We start from the raw sequence: 16,401 nt of genomic DNA, 5'->3' as shown, positions 1-16,401 counted from the left end.
GGACGGAGATCGTGAGGGACTCGCGGCCACGGGGGTGGGCAGTACGTCCCCGGCAGCCTGCTCGGGACCGGAAGGACCGAACCCCGCCCCCGCCTCCGACGCGACCCGAGGACGCGACGAGCACGGAGGAGCGCGGAACCGATGACGCCCGCCACGAGTCAGGACGACCTGCTCGCGCCCTACCGGTCGGGCGACTTCGCCGCCGCACGGCGCCGTGTCCGGCAGATCGCCCGCGAGTACTGCGCCGCAGCGGCCCACGGGACACATGAGGTCCACGAGGTGCACGAGGCGTACGAGCGGGTGCTCCGCACCATGCTCGCCCTGATGCACGCGCCCAACGTGCTGTCGGGCCCGACCGAGGGCAGCGCGGCGGCCGAGGCCTTCGTCGACGGGGTCGTGATGCGCAAACTGCTGGCCGACGCGGAGCAGGCCGGCGCCGTCCCGGACTCCGCCGCACACCTGGAGACCTTCCGGCACGGAATCTGGAGCCTGGAAGCGCTGGCCTCCTCCTGCGCAGGCCGACTCGACCGCGGGCACGACCACGGTCGGCTGGTCGCCTCCGTCCGCAAGCTGCTCGCGACTTACCACCGCCGGCACGACTTCGGGGCCGGTACCGACCTGTCCACCACCGTGACGGGTCTGGGGATCCTCGCCGGACGGCTCGCCGAAGCGGGCGACCTCTCTGCCGCCCGCCCCGCGGCGAAGATGATCGTCCAGCTGCGCCGCCGTCAGGTCCACGCGTACGGGGCCGGGTACCACGCGGCGCTCGCCGCCTCGCTGCATCGCCTCGCCGCGGCCTGCGAGCAGGACGGTGACGCCCGCGGTGCCGACGACTGCCGGGCGGAGGCCGCCGCGCTGTAGCGGCTGCGGCGTGGCGCAGGCGCGGGTACCCCAGGCCCTGCCGGGCCCGACCGTCGGCGCGTCGAGGAAGAAGAGTTCTGATCGCAGGGCGGAACGGCAGGCGCAGGGTCCCGGACAAGCCGCGGAGCCGTTCCGCCGCGCGGTCCTACCGGGCGGCAGTGGTCTGCGGCCCGCCCGGGCCGGAGGATCTCCCGCGCCGGTCGAGGCGGTCGGCGATCAGGCGGGCACAAGCGGTGGGATCGGTGGTGGCGGTGTCGATCTCCAGGTCGTAGGTGATGCCGTGGTGGACGGCGAGGGCCTGGATCGCGGCCATGCCCGGGGTGCGGTCGCCGCGTACGGCCTCGCGGGCGGCCGCGACCTCCGGGGCGCAGTGGACGCCGACCCAGAGCACGTCGAGCCCGGCCAGTGCGGTGCGCCAGCGTTCCTGTGACGCCGGGCCGCCGAGGAAGACGTCGTCGACGACGATGCGGGTGCCCGCGCGGGCCATCGCCGCGATGCCCAGGCTCCAGGCGGTGTCCAGCTGCCGGAAGGTGTCGCCGACGGCGATCGAGCCGTCGTCGGCCACGTCGATCCCGCTCCCCGGTCCGTCGACCAGGGCGGGCGGCATCGCGTCGATCAGCGTGTCGACGCCGAAGGTGAGCCAGGGTTCGGGCAGCGTCTCCTGAAGGCTGCGGGCCAGACTCGACTTGCCCGAGCTGGAGCCCCCGTTGAGGACGATCACGTGAACGGTCACCCGGCCACCCTACGGGCCGGCCTGCCGGCACCGTGGCCGAGTGGATCCGCCCCGCGCCGGGGCCTCCCGCCGTCCGTTCAGGCCCGGGAGCGGTAGGCCCGCATCGCCAGTGGGATGAACACCGCCGCGATGCCGGCCGCCCAGGCGAGCGACCACAGCACCGGCCCGGCCACCGGGCCGCCGGTGAGCAGTCCCCGGTAGGCGTCCGACAGGTGCGTCACCGGGTTGACGTTCACCCAGGCCTGCATCCAGCCCGGCATGGTGTCCACGATCACGAAGGCGCTGCTGGTGAAGGTGATCGGGAAGATCAGCGTGAACGCGAACACCTGCACCTTCTCCGGATCCCCGGCCAGCATCCCGATCAGCACCGCGCACCAGGACATCGCCGCCGTGAACACCAGCAGCAGCGCGACCGCCGCCAGGAACCCGCCGAACCCGGTGGTGATCCGGAACCCGAGCAGCATCCCCAGCCCGATCATCAGCAGCATCGCCCACAGCTGTTTGCACAGGTCCGCGGCGATCCGTCCGAACAGCGGCGCCGAGCGGGCGATCGGCAGGCTCCGCAACCGGTCGAACACGCCCTTGGTGAGGTCGGTGTTGAGCGCCATCGCGGTGTACATGGTGGTGAACAGCGCGTTCTGCACGATGATCCCGGCCAGCGCGTACTGCAGGTACTCCTGCGGGGAGCCGGCCATCTGCCCGCCGAAGACGTAGGTGAACAGCACCACGAACATGATCGGCGTGACCGAGAAGTCCACCAGCTCCAGCGGGTTGTGCTTGACCGAGACCAGGCTGCGCCAGGCCATGGTGCCGGTCTGCTGGAGGGCGGCCAGCGGCCGGACCCGGCCGTGGGCGGTCAGCGGGGTGGTGACGGTGGTCATGACCTGCTCCCGGTCGGCTCGAACTCTTCCTCGCCCGCTCCGGCTTCCGGTTCGCCGTCCCCGGGCCGGGTGCGGTGGCCGGTCAGCGCCAGGAAGACCTCGTCCAGCGAGGAGCGGCGCAGTGCCAGCTCGCCGACCGCGATCCCGGCGTCCTCCAGCCGCCGCACCACGGCGGGCATCAGCGCCGGGTCGTTCACCGGCGCGGTGACCAGGTCTCCCTCGATCTTCGTCTGCGCCCCGGCGAGCCGCCCGACCAGTTCGTGGGCCCGCGCCAGGTCCCGGCCGCGGATCGGCCGCAGTTGCAGCACCTGCCCGCCGACCTGGGACTTCAGCGCGTCCGGGGTGCCCTCGGCGATCACCCGGCCGCGGTCGATCACCACGATGTCGTCGGCCAGCCGGTCGGCCTCCTCCAGGTACTGGGTGGTGAGCAGGACGGTCACGCCCTCGCCGACCAGGCCGCGCAGCAGCTCCCACACCTCGCCCCGGCTGTGCGGGTCGAGCCCGGTGGTGGGCTCGTCCAGGAAGAGGATCCGCGGCCGGCCGACCAGGCCGGCGGCGAGGTCGAGGCGCCGCCGCATGCCGCCGGAGTACGTCTTCACGGCCCGCCCGCCCGCCTCGCTCAATCGGAACCGGGCCAGCAGCTCGGCCGCCCGGGCCCGGGAGTCGCCGCGCGGCATGCCGAGCAGACGGCCGATCATCAGGAGGTTCTCGGTGCCGGTGAGGTTCTCGTCCACCGCGGCGTACTGGCCGGTCAGGCCGATCAGCGCCCGCACCCGGCCGGCCTCCCGGACCACGTCGTGGCCGGCCACCGCGGCCCGCCCGCCGTCCGGCTGCAGCAACGTGGCGAAGATCCGCACCGCCGTGGTCTTGCCCGCCCCGTTCGGCCCGAGCAGCCCCAGCACCGTCCCGGACCGCGCGGTCAGATCGACCCCGGCCAGTGCCCGGGTCTCCTTGAACGACTTGGCCAGGCCCTCGGCCTCGATCGCGTACGACATGAACACGCCTCCGCATCCGCTCGGCTGGACACGCACCCCTCCACTCTCCTGCAACCCGGCCCGCGGAGGCAGCCCGGCACCGCGGCCCCGCCTCGCCGCCCCGCCCCGGCTGCCCGCCCGCCCGGCCGTCCTGCCCCGGGCAGGGGTGTACCCAGGTACACCCCCGTCCGGTATCCAGCTGCAATGGCAGCGGCCCTGCGGCCCGGCATCGTCGGTGCCATGCGAAAGACACCCGTGGACACCACGGCGACGGCCCTGTTCCTCGTCGTCGCCTTCCTCGCCGCCGGCCTGCTCGGCGCACTCCAACCCGCCACCCCGATACCCTCGGAGGTCGTCCAGCTGACGCAGTTCGGGCCGGCCCTCGGGGTGGCCGCCGCCGCCCTGCTGCGGCCGGGGCGGGTGCGGGCACTGCTGACCGGCGGCCTGCCGGGACGGGGAGGCCGCGGCCGCCGGGCGCTCCTGCTCGCCACGGCACCCCTGGTCGTCGTGGTGGCCGCGGGCGCGTACGCGGCCCTCACCGGGGACGCCCGGCCGACCCGCCCCGGCGCCCCGTTCGCGCTGATCGCCGCGGCGCAGTTGGTCGGCGCGTGCGGCGAGGAGATCGGCTGGCGCTGCTTCCTGCAGCCGATGCTGCGCACCCGGCTCGGCCTCCTCGCGGCCTCGACCGCGGTCGGAACGGCGTGGGGCGTCTGGCACGTCCAGGTCTTCGCGCAGCACCCCGTGTACGCGGGTGCGTTCCTGGTGGCCGCGGTGTCGATGTCGGTCGTGCTGGGGTGGGCCCTCGACGGCGCCGGGATCTCCGGGCTCCCGCTCGCGGGGGGATTCCACGCCCTGGTCAACCTCGCCATGCTGCTGCTGATGGACGAGGAGTCCGGCGCGGTGCTGCCCATGGTCCTGTTCGGTGCCTCGTGCCTGGCGGCGGCCGCCCTGTGGACCTGGTGGGGCGTCAGGCGGGGGTGGAGGACGGCGCCGACACCGGCTAGGCTCCCGAGGATCATGGAAGACGTCCGATAAGCCGCGATGCCCGACGAGCCCCGTGCGGCCCTCTCCCGTGCCTGTGTCGCGGTCGGCCGGTGCCAGCTGGCGAGCCTGCACGCGCTCGCCGCGTCGGCGGTCGGCGCGCTGGTCCCGCTCGCCCTCCTCCTGGTGCCGGTGGGCATCGGCCTCCGGCTGCTGCCGCCCGCCGCGCGGGCCCTGCGCGCGCTGTCCGACCGCTCGCGGGCCCGCGCCGCCCGGTGGACCGGCGTCCGGATCGACCCGCCCGCCCCGCTGCCCGCGGACCGCACCGCGCCCGCCCGCAGGCAGGCGGGCGCGATCCTCGCCGACGACGGGTTCTGGCGCGACCTGGCGTGGGCCTGGCTGGAGCCGGTGACCGGCGGCCTCCTGGTCGCCGTCCCCCTGGCACTGGTCGAGTACGGGGCGTTCGGCGCCCTGGTGCAGCCGTTCGTCTGGCGGGCCCTCGGCGACGGCAACTGGTACGCCTTCGTCCCGGTCCGCAGCACCGCGACCGTGCTCGCCGCACTGCTGCTGGGCCTGGCCCTCGCCGCCGCCGGCCTCCTCGTCGCCCCCGCCGTGCTGCGACTGCACGCCCGGACGGGTCGGGTGCTGCTCGCACCGGCGCGCAGCACCCGGCTGAACCGGCGGATCGAGCACCTCACCGACACCCGCGGCCGCGCCCACGACACCCTGGCCGCCGAACTGCGCCGCCTCGAACGGGACCTGCACGACGGCGCGCAGGCCCGGCTGGTCGCCCTGGGGATGACGCTGGACCGGGCCACCCGGGCGCTCGAGACCGACCCGGAGGCGGCCCGCGAACTCCTGCAGGACGTCCGCCGGACCTCCGAACGGGCCCTGCAGGACCTGCGCGACCTCGTCCACGGCATCCACCCGCCCGTGCTGGCCGACCGCGGCCTCGGCGACGCGGTCCGCTCGCTGGCGTTCGACAGCTTCCTGGACGTCCACGTCGACGCCCGGCTGCCGGCACGGCTCCCGGCACCCGTCGAGTCCGCGGCCTACTTCGCCGTCGCCGAGGCGATGACGAACGCCGCCAAGCACTCCGGGGCCCGCGAGGTCCGCATCGCCCTGACGCACGGGGACGGCCTGCTGCGCGTCGTCGTCGCCGACGACGGGCGCGGCGGCGCCGACCCCGCCGGGGGCACCGGGCTGGCCGGGGTGCGGCAGCGCCTGGACACCTTCGACGGCACCCTCGCCCTGCACAGCCCGCCGGGCGGACCGACCACCGTGACCCTGGAGATACCGTGCGCGTTGTCCTCGCCGAAGACCTCTTCCTGCTGAGGGACGGGCTGACCCGCACCCTCCGGGAACACGGCTGCGAGGTCGTGGCGGTGGACAACGGCCCGTCCCTGCTGCGCGCCCTGCTCGACGCGGGCGATGCGGCACCGGACGTCGCGGTGGTGGACGTGCGGCTGCCGCCGACGTTCACCGACGAGGGCCTGCAGGCGGCCCTGGAGGCCCGCCGCCGGCGGCCCGGCCTGCCCGTCCTCGTGCTCTCCCAGTACGTCGAGCCGCTCTACGCCAACGAACTGCTGGCCACCGGGGAGGGAGCCGTCGGGTACCTGCTCAAGGACCGGGTCACCAACACCGAGCAGTTCGTCGACTCGGTCCGCCGCGTCGCCGCCGGCGGCACGGTGATGGACCCGCAGGTCATCTCCCGCCTGCTGACGCGCGGCGACGCCCGGGGCACGATCGGCGGTCTGACGCCGCGTGAGCGCGAAGTCCTTGAGCTGATGGCGGAGGGCAGGTCGAACGCCGCGATCGCGCACACCCTCCACATCAGCGAGAGCGCCGTCGCCAAGCACATCGCGAGCATCCTGACCAAGCTCCGGATCGGCCCGTCGGCGGACGACAACCGCCGGGTGCTGGCCGTGCTGGCCTATCTCAGGCAATGAGCCGCACGCACCGGCCGGGCCCCTGCGGGACGCTTTCCCGCAGGGGCCCGGCCGGTGCCGGTCGTGCCCGTCAGTCCCGGTGGGCCTCCGCGGTCGCCCGGACCCGGCCGCGGACCAGGAACCAGCCGCCGACCAGCGCGGCCGCGATCAGCGGGAGGCAGGTGACGGTGGTACGGCCCACGCCGCCGTCCAGCCACATGAGCACCACCACGGAAGCGAGGAAGCCCAGCGTGACGATCTGCGTCCACGGGGCCCATGGCAGCCGGTAGCCGGGCCGGGTGACCCGACCGGCCTCGGCGCGCCGCCAGAACAGCAGCGAGCAGACCATGATCATGGCCCAGGTGCCGAGGATCCCGATCGAGGCGAAGTTGACGACCAGTTCGAACGCCTCGCCCGGCATGACGTAGTTCAGCACCACGCCGAGCACGCCGAACGCGGCGGTCAGCAGGATGCCGCCGTAGGGGACGCCGCCCTTGTTCATCACGCCGGTGAACTTCGGCGCGGAGCCCGCCACCGACATCGAACGCAGGATGCGGCCCGTCGAGTAGAGGCCGGAGTTCAGGCTGGAGAGGGCGGCGGTGAGGACCACCAGGTTCATCACGCCGGCCGCGCCGGGGATGCCCAGCTTGTCGAAGACGGTGACGAAGGGGCTCTGCTCCCCGGAGTAGGCGGTGTACGGGAGCAGCAGGGCGAGCAGCACGACCGAGCCGACGTAGAACAGGCCGACACGCCACATGATGGAGTTGATCGCCTTCGGCATGATCTTCTCGGGGTGCTCGGTCTCGCCGGCCGCGACGCCGCACAGCTCGACGGAGGCGTACGCGAAGACCACGCCCTGGACGAGCAGCAGCATCGGCATCACACCGCCGGGGAAGATCCCGCCGTTGTCGGTGATGGTGGCGAGGCCCGGGGTGTGGCCGCCGACCTCGTGCCGGGTGACGACCAGGAAGATGCCGACGAGCATGAAGGCGACCAGCGCGGCGACCTTGACGATCGCGAACCAGAACTCCATCTCGCCGAAGTACTTCACCGAGATCAGGTTGGCCGCGAGGACGACGGCGAGGGCGATCAGCGCCAGGACCCACTGCGGGACGCTGCTGAACATCGCCCAGAAGTGGGCGTACGTCGCGGCGGCCGTGATGTCGGCAATGGCCGTGGTCGACCAGTTGAGGAAGTAGAGCCAGCCCGCCGTGTAGGCGCCCTTCTCGCCCATGAACTCGCGGGCGTAGGAGACGAAGGCACCGGAGGACGGCCGGTAGAGGACCAGCTCGCCGAGCGCGCGCACCACGAAGAAGGCGAAGACGCCGCAGACCGCGTACGCGATGAAGAGGGAGGGGCCCGCGTTCGCCATGCGGCCGCCGGCGCCGAGGAAGAGCCCGGTGCCGATCGCGCCGCCGATGGCGATCATGTTGACGTGACGGGACTTCAGGTCCTTGCGGTACCCGGCGTCTCCGGCGTCGACGTGCGGGGAGGGGGCCGTCGGCGCCCCGGTGGCGAGCGGGCCGGCCGCAGTCGTCGTGCGGTCACTCATGGAGTTGTTTCGCCTTCGTGAGGGGAGGGATGTCCTGCTTCGCCCCGGTGCGACGGTGGTGAGGGTGGTCACCGCGGCACGGGGCTGACGGCACATCCTGGCGGCAGGCGAGGCTTCTCGGCAGTGGCAGATGTCACGTTTGGCATAGATTTGCAGGAGATTTGAGCTTTCTCCCTCGTTTCGTGCGGGAGCTTGGGATTTACGCCTGCAGAATCAGATTCGGGCGTAGGGGTTGCCGGTAGGCGGGCCGGCCGTGTCGACCGATCAGGCCGACGGCGGAAGGTTCAGGAAGTCCATCCGGTTGTCGGCGCTCAGCACCTCGCCCCGGACGGGGGCCCGCGCCTCGCGGCGAAGTTCCCCGACCGCGGGCCGGGCGAAGGAGACGGTGAGCGTGTACGGGGGCCGGCCGGCGGCGGTGTTGTGCGCGTCGACGGGCGCCATCAGCCGCTCGGTCACGGTCGTGAGGTCGTGTCCTGCGCACAGGGCCTCGGCCGGGAGGACCACGATCCCGCTCGCCGCGTCCGGCCCGAGGCGGATGTGTCCCTCGGGGCTGCGGCTCGCCCCCTCGCCGAACTCCACCCGCAGCCCGTACCCGCCGCCGACCAGTCCGTCCGGGCCCTCGATCTCCACAACGACGCCCTGCGGGGCCAGCCGGTCGGGCAGGTCCATCGTCCCGCCCGGGCCCGCTGCGAGCAGCAGACCGATCTCGAAGCGGCCCGGATCGTGCGCGCCCTCGGACACCGACCCGTACGAGCCGAGGGTGAGCCGCGGCCCGGGCACCGGGCGGTCGGGTGCGCGCTCCGGCTCGGGCGGGGGCTGGGGGAGGAGGTGGAAGCCCTTCTCGCCGCACCGGCTGTGGAGGGACGTCCCGCCGCCGGGCAGCGGGGTGTCGACGGTCGGCGGGGCGACGAGGGGCGCCGCTTCGGGGGCGGGCAGGCGGTGCGGGGCCGACCCGCCGTGCTCCCGCGGCTCCGGCCGGTAGACGACGAGGCCGGTGATGCCGAGGATCAGGACGACCCACGGGGCGGCCTTCCTGGCCCGCTCGTTCACACGTTCCCTCCTCCGCGATGCCGGGAGGATATCGGAGGCGTGCGACGGCGCCGCCGCCCGGTGCAGTGCCCGGTGTGGCGGCGGAGGCCGGTGCCGGTCGGTCAGCCCGGGATGTCGAAGGTGGCGGGGAGGAAGATCAGGGCGGCGGCGACGAGGCCGGCGCCGTCGCGGGCGTCGATCTCGCCGGCCGCCTCTTCGGCCGGACCACCGCCCGGTCCCGGGCCGGTACGGGCTGTCGCGGGTATGGCCGTGGGGGCGGGCGGCGCCAATAATGGGCATGCTCATGACCTGTCGGATCCTCACCGGAAGGTTGTTCCCTTGTTCCTGACCGACACTCCGATCACGAGACGCACGTTCGCCCGCTCCGCGCTCGCCGCCGCGCTCGCCGGTGCCGGGCTCGGGCTCGGTGCGCCGCAGGCCTCCGCGGTCCGGGCCGCGAGCGTCCCCGGCGGCGCCGACTGGCTCGGCGCACTCGGCCCGGACGCCGTGCTGTCCCGGCTCACCCTCCCCGGCACCCACGACACCTGTGCCCTGTACGGCGGGGCGCTGGTGCAGACCCAGACCCTCAGTGTCCCGGACCAACTGGCCGCCGGTGTGAGGTTCCTGGACATCCGGTGCCGGGCGATCGACGGGGTGTTCGCGATCCACCACTCGTCGTTCTTCCAGAAGATCTTCTTCGGTGACGTGCTCAACCAGGTCGGCGCGTTCCTCGCCGCCCATCCGGGCGAGACCGTGGTGATGCGGGTCAAGCAGGAGTACTCCAGCGTCCCGGACGCCGATTTCGGGGCGATCTTCGCCGACTACCGGCGCCGCTGGCCGGGCCTGATGTGGACCGAGGACCGCATACCGCGGCTCGGCGAGGTCCGCGGCCGGATCGTGCTGCTCGCCGACAACGGCGCGCTCCCGGGCATCCGCTGGGGCGGGCCGCGCACCGACATCGAGGACGACTACGACATCGGCACCATCTTCGACTTCTACAACCGCAAGTGGCCGGAGGTCTCCGCGCACCTGGACGCCGCCCGGGCCTCCGGCGACCCGAACCGGCTGTTCCTCACCTTCACCTCCAGCTCGGGCTGGGGCCTGTGGCCGCGGCAGGCCGCCGACGCCGCCGCCTCGAAGCTCCGCGGCTACCTCGGCGGGCTCGACCACGCCTCCCGCCCGGTGCTCGGCACGGTCCCGATGGACTTCGTGACGGCGGACTCCGCGCGCAGCCTGTACGCGCTGAACTTCGGCGGCTGACGGCGAGGGCACCCGCCCGGGCCCGCACGACGGCGGCCCCGGCCGAGAGGCCGGGGCCGCGGTCACCGACGCCGTGTCAGCAGTTGACGGTGCCCCGGCGCAGCGCGTGGCCGGAGGTGTTGCTGTCGTCCGCCCAGTACACCGGCTTGGAGCCGGCGGTGCACTCGCCCGCCCCGGCCAGGGTGAAGCCCTCGTTGTTGATGTTCGCCATGCCGCTCGGACGGTTGTAGACGGCAATGGTGGCGAACACGCCGGAGGCGTTGACCTGCATCGTCCGGTGCTGGCCGCTGCAGGTGTCGTCGCAGACCACCCACAGGCGCGAGGCCTGGGGCTCCCACTGCACCTCCATCACCCCGGCCATCCCGCTGCTGATCGAGGCGACCCGGGTGAAGGCGCCGGAGTCCTGCAGCACGTAGCCGTACACCGTGCCGGTGCCCTCGACGCCGACGAAGAACACGCCGGCGGTGTGCGTGCCGTACCCGGCCGGGTTGTAGGCGGCACCCGTCGACTCGTCCTTGAAGCCGGCCGCGGTCAGCGCCGTGTCGGGGACCCAGGTGATGCCCTCGAAGCCCAGGTTGGAGCCCACCGACGGCAGGTCGGCGGTGAGGTTCCACTCCTTGGCGGCGGTCAGCGTGGTGCCCGTGCCGCTCACGTCGTACCGCAGCACCGACAGCCGGCTGGTGCCGGAGGCGTCGCCGTTGCGCTCGCTCGCCACGAACACCCCGGCCGACGAGCCGGAGCCGGTGACCGTCACGCCCTCGCTGTCGGGCGTGCCGGTGCCGCCGGTGAAGCGCAGCGTCTTGCCGGAGGTCCAGCCGTTGGCGGTGTCCGGCTGCCAGCCGCCGGAGCCGTTCGGGACCAGGCGCCACAGCTTGCCGGAGTTCTGCGCGCCCCACATCACGCCGCCCTCCTGGTGGAGGCCGCTGAGGTCCGTGCCGAACACGTTCGAGGCGTCGGCCGTCGCGACCGAGCTGCCGCCCGGCCACGCCGCCGGCGTGCCCCCGCCGCCGCAGCTGTTGGCGGCGCCCAGGGTCAGCGCCGCCGACCCGAACGTGCCCGTGCCGTCCGGGCAGCGCGACCAGGACGGCGAGGAGTGGCTGCTCCAGGTGAAGCTGTCGACCAGCGTGCTGCCGCCCGGCAGGTACAGCCGCGCCTTGTCGGATGAGCCCAGGCCGAACGAGTTGTGGACGTCGAAGGCCCGGAACCCGCCCGCGGCCAGCACCGTTCCGGAGGCGATCGTGTAGTTCGAGCCGTTGTTGTCGTCCTTGAGGACCCAGCCCGACACGTCGACCGCGGCGGTGCCCTTGTTGTAGAGCTCGATCGAGTCGTTGACGCTGCCGGTGGTCACCACTTCGTTGATCCGGACGTCGTCCGCCGGGGCCGCCTGGGCCGGCGACACGGCGAGGGGCCCGAGGGCCAGCGCCGGGCCGGCGACGGCGACGAGGAAGAGGCGGAGGCTGCGGCGCCACCGGGGCATGCGTGATGCTGTCACGAAGTCCGTCCTGGGGTCGTGCTGACAGGCCGGCACCACCGTCCCGGTCCGTGCCGAACGGGCCTCCTCCGGCAGGCGAGTGTGTTGTGAACGCTGGACGAACCGGAGCCCCGGCGCGGCCGCCGTCCGTGCGGCGCATGGCCGCCGTTCGGGCGGGGCATGGATGACGGGTCCGCGCCAACTCCACCCGGAAGGCTGCCACGTGAAGCGCAAGTCCTGGGCCCTGCTCACCGCTCTGACCACCCTGCCGCTGGCCCTGTCCAGCACCACCGCGGTAGCCCTGCCGTCCGACGGCGGCGGCACGGCGACCACTGCCTGCAGCTACACACCGGCGGTTCCGGCCGACAACTTCAAGGGCATCCCCGTCTTCGACGCGAAGAAGGCCGCGAAGCCGTACAGCGCGACCCTGCGGACCAGTCAGGGCCGGATCACCTTCAAGGCGCTGACCGACAAGGCCCCGTGCACCACCTTCTCGTTCCGGTTCCTGGCCGAGCGCGACTACTTCGACCGCAGCCACTGTCACCGGCTCACCACCCAGCGGATCTTCGTGCTGCAGTGCGGCGACCCGACCGGCACCGGCAGCGGCGGGCCCGGCTACTCCTTCCCGGACGAGAACCTGGAGGGCGCCACCTACCCGGCCGGAACGGTCGCCATGGCCAACGCCGGTCCGAACACCAACGGCAGCCAGTTCTTCTTCGTCTGGAAGGACACCAAGCTCTCGCCCAACTACACGCCGTTCGGGCAGGTCACGGCCGGGCTCGACGTCCTGCAGAAGATCGCCGCGGGCGGCGAGGACGACCAGAACAACCCCGGCGACGGCTTCCCGAACCTGCCCGTCAACATCCGGCACGTCGGCATCACCAAGCGCTGAGCGACCGAAGGTCGCATCGGGCGCCGCCAGCCCCGCGCCGCCCGCAGGCCCGTCCGGTACTGCACCGGACGGGCCTGCGGGCCATCGCCCGGGCCGGTTCCGGCCGGTGCGCTGTCGGCCGCGGCCGGACAGGACCCGGGTGGGCGGAAGGGCGAGAGCCGTTGTCCCGGCGGCGGGCGGACGGGTCGCCGTCCCGCCTGCCGTACCGGCATCGCAGGTCCGATAATCCCGGCGATCAAGGACGGATGGGGCGTATGGTCGTCAATCCCCCTCAAGGGAGAGGAGTTGACCTGATGGGACTTTTCAAGGACGCACCGCCACAGGTGCATCCGGAGTACACCCAGCTGCGCTTCATGGCAGCCGGGTCGCCGTCCTGGTGGAAGCAGAACCGGCACCGCGTCCTGGCCGTCGCGGGCCTCCTGGCCGGCTTCTGGCTGGCGGGACACCACGACGCCGCGCCCGGCACCTGCGAGACCCCGGCCGCCACGGCGAGCCCTGCCCGCTGATCCGTGCGCCGCTCCGGCGGCCGGGCGGGCCGGGCGGGCCGGGCCGGCACGTCACCGGGCAGGGACCGCACTGCGGTGAGTCCGTCGCTCGGGCTCGTGGCACCCGTGGGGCGATGAGGAGTTCGGGCAGGGCACCCACCTCGGGTGCCGCGCCCGCCTGCCGAGTGCGAGCCGCCGCTGTCGGCAGGGCGCACGCGACGGTGCCGTCTCCGGACGAGTTTCTCCACCAGGCCGTCAGCGGCACCCCGGGCATCCGCCTCGGTGCGGGTCACTGTTCTTCGCCGAGTTCGGTGAAGAGGGTGAGCTGGAGGGCACCCGGTGCCTCCAGCCGGGAGTTGAGCGAGTTCCACGGTGTGCGGACCGGCTCGGCGACCACCTCGGCCCCGGCCGCGGCGAGTGCGGCGGTGGTGGCGGTGGAGTCGTCGACCTGGAAGGCCACCCGGATGTGGCCGGCCACCCGTCGGCCGACCTCGACCTCGTCGATGAACGCGGCGTTGCCCGGGTCGGTGATCTCCAAGGTGGCGCGGCCGGCCTCCAGGATGGTCACCCGGCCGCCGGGCGAGGCGAAGGCACCGCGCTCGGTCAGCCCGAGCACGTCGCGGTAGAAGTGCAGCGCCTCCTCGTAGTCGTCCGCCGTCACCACCAGACGGAGTTCGCGAACGGCGGGCTCGTTCCCGGAGGCGGCAGGGGCTGCGTCGGACATCGTGGCTCCTCGTGCGGACGGCGAACGTGTGGACGGAGAACCGGCGGCCCGTCCGATCCATTCTGCGTGGCCCGGCCGCGGCTACTTCAAGAGCGCAGAGTGGTCCGGGCCTGACCGGACCACGGTGACCACGGAGAAGGAGATCACGGTCTTCACCCTGGACCCGCTCAGCGGCCGGCCGAGCGAGCCGAGGACGGGGCAGCGGTAGCCCGCTCGGCGGGGGGGGGGCTGTGCCTGTCAGCGGTTGAGGCGGACCGTCATCTCGACGCTCACCCGGTCGCCCGCCGCGAGGCCATGGGGTTTGCGCACGGCGCTCTTGAGCGGGAGCAGGTAGCGGCCGTCCTTCGGGAAGAGCGAGGTGGCGAAGGCCACGTTCCCGATCCGGGCGTCGACGGGGATGGCGCCCCAGCCGTACGTGGCCTGCGAGGCGATCTCCTGGATGTCGGCGGACTGTTCCTCCGGCACCGGGACGAAGTAGAACGGCGAGGGCCCGCGCCACTCGATGACGCGACCGGCGAAGGCGAGGTCCATGGGGGAGAGTCCGTTCCTGAAGGGGAGCCCGGGCCCTGCAGCGTAACGCTGTCCAGGTCCCGTGTGCCGACGGGTCCCGAGTCGAGTACTTGTACGGATACCAGGTGTCACACCGCTTTCTTAGGCTCTGCGTTCGTGTCACGGACCAGGGGGATCAGAGTGAGCGACCGGATCGACGTCGAGCCGAGCGAACTTCGCGGATCGGCTGTACCGGTCCGTCGGATCCTCGCCCTGGTACTGACTGCCCTCACCACCCTGACTGCCGGAGGATGCATGTCCACCCCGGGAAGGAACGATCCGTTGCCCGTCATGGCCAAGGCCGACGCCCAGGCGTGGGCGCAGCACATGACGGAGTCCCTCGCGCAGAGCGCCGGAGTAACACTGTCGCCGACCACCGCGAAGCCGTTCTTCAGCAACTGCGTCGGCAAGAACGACGAGGTCGCCGACGACGGCCGCTACACCCTCAGCTACGCGGTCGACAGCACCGTTCCCCTGCAACAGCACCCCGAGGCCGTCAAGAAGATCCGCGCCGTACTGGAGCAACAGAAGTTCAGCATCGACGGCTACCGGGAGACCTGGGAAGGCCGGCCGTCCGCGCTGTTGGACGCCACCGACACCGACGGCCGCTACCTGGTCAGCGTCGAGACGGGCGGTGGTACCGACCGCCTGCTCTTCCGGATCAACACCCGTTGCCTGATGCCGCCGTCCACCGCTTCTCCAGGTCAGCGCTGAAGCGGGAAGGACGCCATCTCCGCCGGACCCGGGCAGAAGGTCTTGGTCCTCTGTCGTCCCATGCCCCTGTCTTCGCATCCCCGCCCGTGCCCGCCCCTGCCGGTCCGGTCCGCGCCGAACCGTCGGCGGCCGGGCGGGCTGCGGTCACCACTGGGCCCAGGGCATGGTCCAGCCGCTGAGGCCGTTGGCGGGGTCGAGGGGATGCTTCTTGACGGAGTTTCGGATGATGACGACGTCGCCGACGAGGGAGGCGGCGTAGACCTTGCCGGCGGTGGAGTCGTCGTCGCCGGCCGGGGTGTCGACCATGCCGATGCAGCCGTGGCTGATGTTCGAGCGGCCGACGGCTCCGCCGGCCTGCGGGTTGCCGTGCAGGTAGGTGCCGCTGGTCGTCAGCCGCATCGCGTGCGGCTCGACGGCGTCGTAGCCCTCGCCCACGAGGCCGACCTGGCCCCGGGAGGTCATCCTCTCCATCCGGCTCATGGCGGAGATGACCATGGTGCCGTTCCAGGACGGGTTGTCGTCGGTGCCCGCGGTGATCGGGATGGTCTGGTCGGGCTTGCCGTCCTCCTTGACCACCATCTGGTGGGTGCGGGCGTCGACCTCGCTGATCCGGGAGCGGGCGACGGTGAAGTTCTCGTCGCGCTGGGTCGCGCCGTACACGCCGGGTGCGAGTTCCACGCTCTTGGTCCCCAGGTGGATCTTCACCGTGGTGCCGGGCTTCCAGTAGGCGGCGGGACGCAGGTCGAGGCGGGTGTCGTTCTCGAACCAGTGACCCCTGACCTCGGTGCCGTCCGAGGCCTCCACGGTGATGGCCTTCTCGGCGTCCTTCTTGTTCTTGACCTTCACGCCGAAGTGCACCGAGATGATCATGCCGACGCCGAACTTCCGGCCCGTGACGACGTTGTCCTCGACCTTGGCGGTCTTCGTGGGGGTCAGGGTGGTGAACTTGCCGGTGGCGGTGGTCGCCACACCGGAGGCGTCCACGGCCTTGGCGTTCACGGTGTAGGCCGAGCCGACCGCGAGGCCGCCGGTGGCCGGGATCCAGGTCAGGCCGTCCGCGGCGACGGAGCCCTCGACCGGCCTGCCGTCCGCGCCGGTGACGGCGACCTCGGTCAGCTTGCCCGTCGCCACCGACACCTTGACCGCGCCCGGGGCCACGTTCTGCGCGCCGTCCTTCGGCTCGATCGACAGCACGGCCGCGGACGCCTTCGCCGCACCGCCCCCGCCGGTACCCCCCGACCCGCCGGAGGCCTCCCCGGTGCCGTCGGCCCCGCCACCACTGCACGCGGTCAGCAGGAGAACCCCGCCCAGTGCCGCACCCGCCATCGATGTCCGTCGCACGACGGCCCCCCTCCATCGGATCTTCC

The 16,401-nt window shown here is 72.9% G+C and carries 18 protein-coding genes; 8 read left to right on the top strand and 10 right to left on the bottom strand.

Features of this window, described 5'->3' with window-relative positions:
- Nucleotides 1–141 precede the first annotated feature (141 nt).
- A complete protein-coding gene (locus tag AB0M03_RS20610; protein ID WP_363493004.1) occupies nucleotides 142–861 on the top strand; it encodes a hypothetical protein in 720 nt (239 codons plus the stop codon).
- 145 nt (nucleotides 862–1,006) lie between these two features.
- On the opposite strand, the gene cpt is transcribed toward AB0M03_RS20610, so the two are convergent.
- From cpt to AB0M03_RS20595, 3 genes are all read right to left on the bottom strand, one after another.
- Nucleotides 1,007–1,594 carry a chloramphenicol phosphotransferase CPT gene (gene cpt, locus AB0M03_RS20605; RefSeq protein WP_363493003.1) on the bottom strand — a complete coding sequence of 196 codons (588 nt, stop codon included), beginning with the start codon at nucleotides 1,592–1,594 and terminating at the stop codon, nucleotides 1,007–1,009.
- Between the two features lie 77 nt (nucleotides 1,595–1,671).
- Entirely contained in the window at nucleotides 1,672–2,475 is an 804-nt protein-coding gene (locus AB0M03_RS20600; RefSeq protein ID WP_363493002.1) for an ABC transporter permease, read from the bottom strand.
- Complete coding sequence (locus tag AB0M03_RS20595; RefSeq protein WP_363493001.1) at nucleotides 2,472–3,470, bottom strand: ATP-binding cassette domain-containing protein; 999 nt, start codon at nucleotides 3,468–3,470, stop codon at nucleotides 2,472–2,474. The genes AB0M03_RS20600 and AB0M03_RS20595 overlap by 4 nt, the downstream gene beginning before the upstream one ends.
- A 219-nt stretch (nucleotides 3,471–3,689) precedes the next feature.
- Here AB0M03_RS20595 and AB0M03_RS20590 point away from each other — a divergent pair, with 219 nt between their 5' ends.
- The 3 genes from AB0M03_RS20590 to AB0M03_RS20580 are packed head-to-tail and all read left to right on the top strand — an operon-like array spanning nucleotide 3,690 to nucleotide 6,379.
- Nucleotides 3,690–4,484, top strand: a complete 795-nt coding sequence (locus AB0M03_RS20590) for a CPBP family intramembrane glutamic endopeptidase (protein WP_363493000.1) — start codon at nucleotides 3,690–3,692, stop codon at nucleotides 4,482–4,484.
- 6 nt (nucleotides 4,485–4,490) lie between these two features.
- A complete protein-coding gene (locus tag AB0M03_RS20585) occupies nucleotides 4,491–5,765 on the top strand; it encodes a sensor histidine kinase (RefSeq protein ID WP_363492999.1) in 1,275 nt (424 codons plus the stop codon).
- Nucleotides 5,729–6,379 (top strand): response regulator transcription factor, encoded by a 651-nt coding sequence (locus tag AB0M03_RS20580; RefSeq protein WP_363492998.1) that lies wholly within the window; start codon nucleotides 5,729–5,731, stop codon nucleotides 6,377–6,379. Before AB0M03_RS20585 ends, AB0M03_RS20580 begins: the two co-directional genes overlap by 37 nt.
- 70 nt (nucleotides 6,380–6,449) lie before the next feature.
- On the opposite strand, the gene AB0M03_RS20575 is transcribed toward AB0M03_RS20580, so the two are convergent.
- The 3 genes from AB0M03_RS20575 to AB0M03_RS20565 form a co-directional block, all read right to left on the bottom strand.
- The gene (locus tag AB0M03_RS20575) at nucleotides 6,450–7,910 is read right to left on the bottom strand and encodes an amino acid permease (protein WP_363492997.1); all 1,461 of its coding nucleotides are present in this window, start codon (nucleotides 7,908–7,910) and stop codon (nucleotides 6,450–6,452) included.
- A gap of 264 nt (nucleotides 7,911–8,174) precedes the next feature.
- The gene (locus tag AB0M03_RS20570; protein WP_363492996.1) at nucleotides 8,175–8,960 is read right to left on the bottom strand and encodes a hypothetical protein; all 786 of its coding nucleotides are present in this window, start codon (nucleotides 8,958–8,960) and stop codon (nucleotides 8,175–8,177) included.
- 101 nt (nucleotides 8,961–9,061) lie between these two features.
- Nucleotides 9,062–9,229 (bottom strand): hypothetical protein, encoded by a 168-nt coding sequence (locus AB0M03_RS20565; RefSeq protein WP_363492995.1) that lies wholly within the window; start codon nucleotides 9,227–9,229, stop codon nucleotides 9,062–9,064.
- Between the two features lie 49 nt (nucleotides 9,230–9,278).
- On the opposite strand from AB0M03_RS20565, the gene AB0M03_RS20560 reads away from it, so the two are divergent.
- Complete coding sequence (locus AB0M03_RS20560) at nucleotides 9,279–10,199, top strand: phosphatidylinositol-specific phospholipase C (RefSeq protein ID WP_363492994.1); 921 nt, start codon at nucleotides 9,279–9,281, stop codon at nucleotides 10,197–10,199.
- 76 nt (nucleotides 10,200–10,275) lie between these two features.
- Here AB0M03_RS20560 and AB0M03_RS20555 read toward each other — a convergent pair whose 3' ends face one another.
- On the bottom strand, nucleotides 10,276–11,691 hold the full coding sequence (locus AB0M03_RS20555; RefSeq protein ID WP_363492993.1) for a lamin tail domain-containing protein: 1,416 nt from the start codon (nucleotides 11,689–11,691) through the stop codon (nucleotides 10,276–10,278).
- A 202-nt stretch (nucleotides 11,692–11,893) separates the two neighbouring features.
- Here AB0M03_RS20555 and AB0M03_RS20550 point away from each other — a divergent pair, with 202 nt between their 5' ends.
- Nucleotides 11,894–12,562 carry a peptidylprolyl isomerase gene (locus AB0M03_RS20550; RefSeq protein WP_363492992.1) on the top strand — a complete coding sequence of 223 codons (669 nt, stop codon included), beginning with the start codon at nucleotides 11,894–11,896 and terminating at the stop codon, nucleotides 12,560–12,562.
- Nucleotides 12,563–12,855: 293 nt separating this feature from the next.
- Nucleotides 12,856–13,068, top strand: a complete 213-nt coding sequence (locus tag AB0M03_RS20545) for a hypothetical protein (protein ID WP_363492991.1) — start codon at nucleotides 12,856–12,858, stop codon at nucleotides 13,066–13,068.
- Nucleotides 13,069–13,336: 268 nt separating this feature from the next.
- Here the strand turns inward: AB0M03_RS20545 and AB0M03_RS20540 are convergent, their stop codons facing one another.
- Nucleotides 13,337–13,771: a VOC family protein gene (locus AB0M03_RS20540; protein WP_363492990.1), complete on the bottom strand. Its 435-nt coding sequence runs from the start codon at nucleotides 13,769–13,771 to the stop codon at nucleotides 13,337–13,339.
- A 237-nt stretch (nucleotides 13,772–14,008) separates the two neighbouring features.
- Nucleotides 14,009–14,302: a DUF1905 domain-containing protein gene (locus AB0M03_RS20535; protein WP_363492989.1), complete on the bottom strand. Its 294-nt coding sequence runs from the start codon at nucleotides 14,300–14,302 to the stop codon at nucleotides 14,009–14,011.
- Between the two features lie 300 nt (nucleotides 14,303–14,602).
- Between AB0M03_RS20535 and AB0M03_RS20530 the strand changes: the two genes are divergently transcribed.
- Complete coding sequence (locus tag AB0M03_RS20530) at nucleotides 14,603–15,034, top strand: hypothetical protein (protein WP_363492988.1); 432 nt, start codon at nucleotides 14,603–14,605, stop codon at nucleotides 15,032–15,034.
- Between the two features lie 144 nt (nucleotides 15,035–15,178).
- On the opposite strand, the gene AB0M03_RS20525 is transcribed toward AB0M03_RS20530, so the two are convergent.
- Nucleotides 15,179–16,375: an Ig-like domain-containing protein gene (locus AB0M03_RS20525; RefSeq protein WP_363492987.1), complete on the bottom strand. Its 1,197-nt coding sequence runs from the start codon at nucleotides 16,373–16,375 to the stop codon at nucleotides 15,179–15,181.
- Nucleotides 16,376–16,401: the final 26 nt, after the last annotated feature.

This window comes from Kitasatospora sp. NPDC051914, from assembly GCF_040680995.1.
Lineage (GTDB): Bacteria > Actinomycetota > Actinomycetes > Streptomycetales > Streptomycetaceae > Kitasatospora.
This window is presented reverse-complemented; position numbering and strand designations above follow the sequence as displayed.

Coding starts and splice junctions, on each gene's coding strand:
- AB0M03_RS20540 (WP_363492990.1), bottom strand. CDS start 13,771: ATGTCCGACGCAGCCCCTGCCGCCTCCGGGAACGAGCCCGCCGTTCGC.
- AB0M03_RS20545 (WP_363492991.1), top strand. CDS start 12,856: ATGGGACTTTTCAAGGACGCACCGCCACAGGTGCATCCGGAGTACACC.
- AB0M03_RS20575 (WP_363492997.1), bottom strand. CDS start 7,910: ATGAGTGACCGCACGACGACTGCGGCCGGCCCGCTCGCCACCGGGGCG.
- AB0M03_RS20610 (WP_363493004.1), top strand. CDS start 142: ATGACGCCCGCCACGAGTCAGGACGACCTGCTCGCGCCCTACCGGTCG.
- AB0M03_RS20600 (WP_363493002.1), bottom strand. CDS start 2,475: ATGACCACCGTCACCACCCCGCTGACCGCCCACGGCCGGGTCCGGCCG.
- AB0M03_RS20590 (WP_363493000.1), top strand. CDS start 3,690: ATGCGAAAGACACCCGTGGACACCACGGCGACGGCCCTGTTCCTCGTC.
- AB0M03_RS20585 (WP_363492999.1), top strand. CDS start 4,491: ATGCCCGACGAGCCCCGTGCGGCCCTCTCCCGTGCCTGTGTCGCGGTC.
- AB0M03_RS20595 (WP_363493001.1), bottom strand. CDS start 3,470: ATGTCGTACGCGATCGAGGCCGAGGGCCTGGCCAAGTCGTTCAAGGAG.
- AB0M03_RS20535 (WP_363492989.1), bottom strand. CDS start 14,302: ATGGACCTCGCCTTCGCCGGTCGCGTCATCGAGTGGCGCGGGCCCTCG.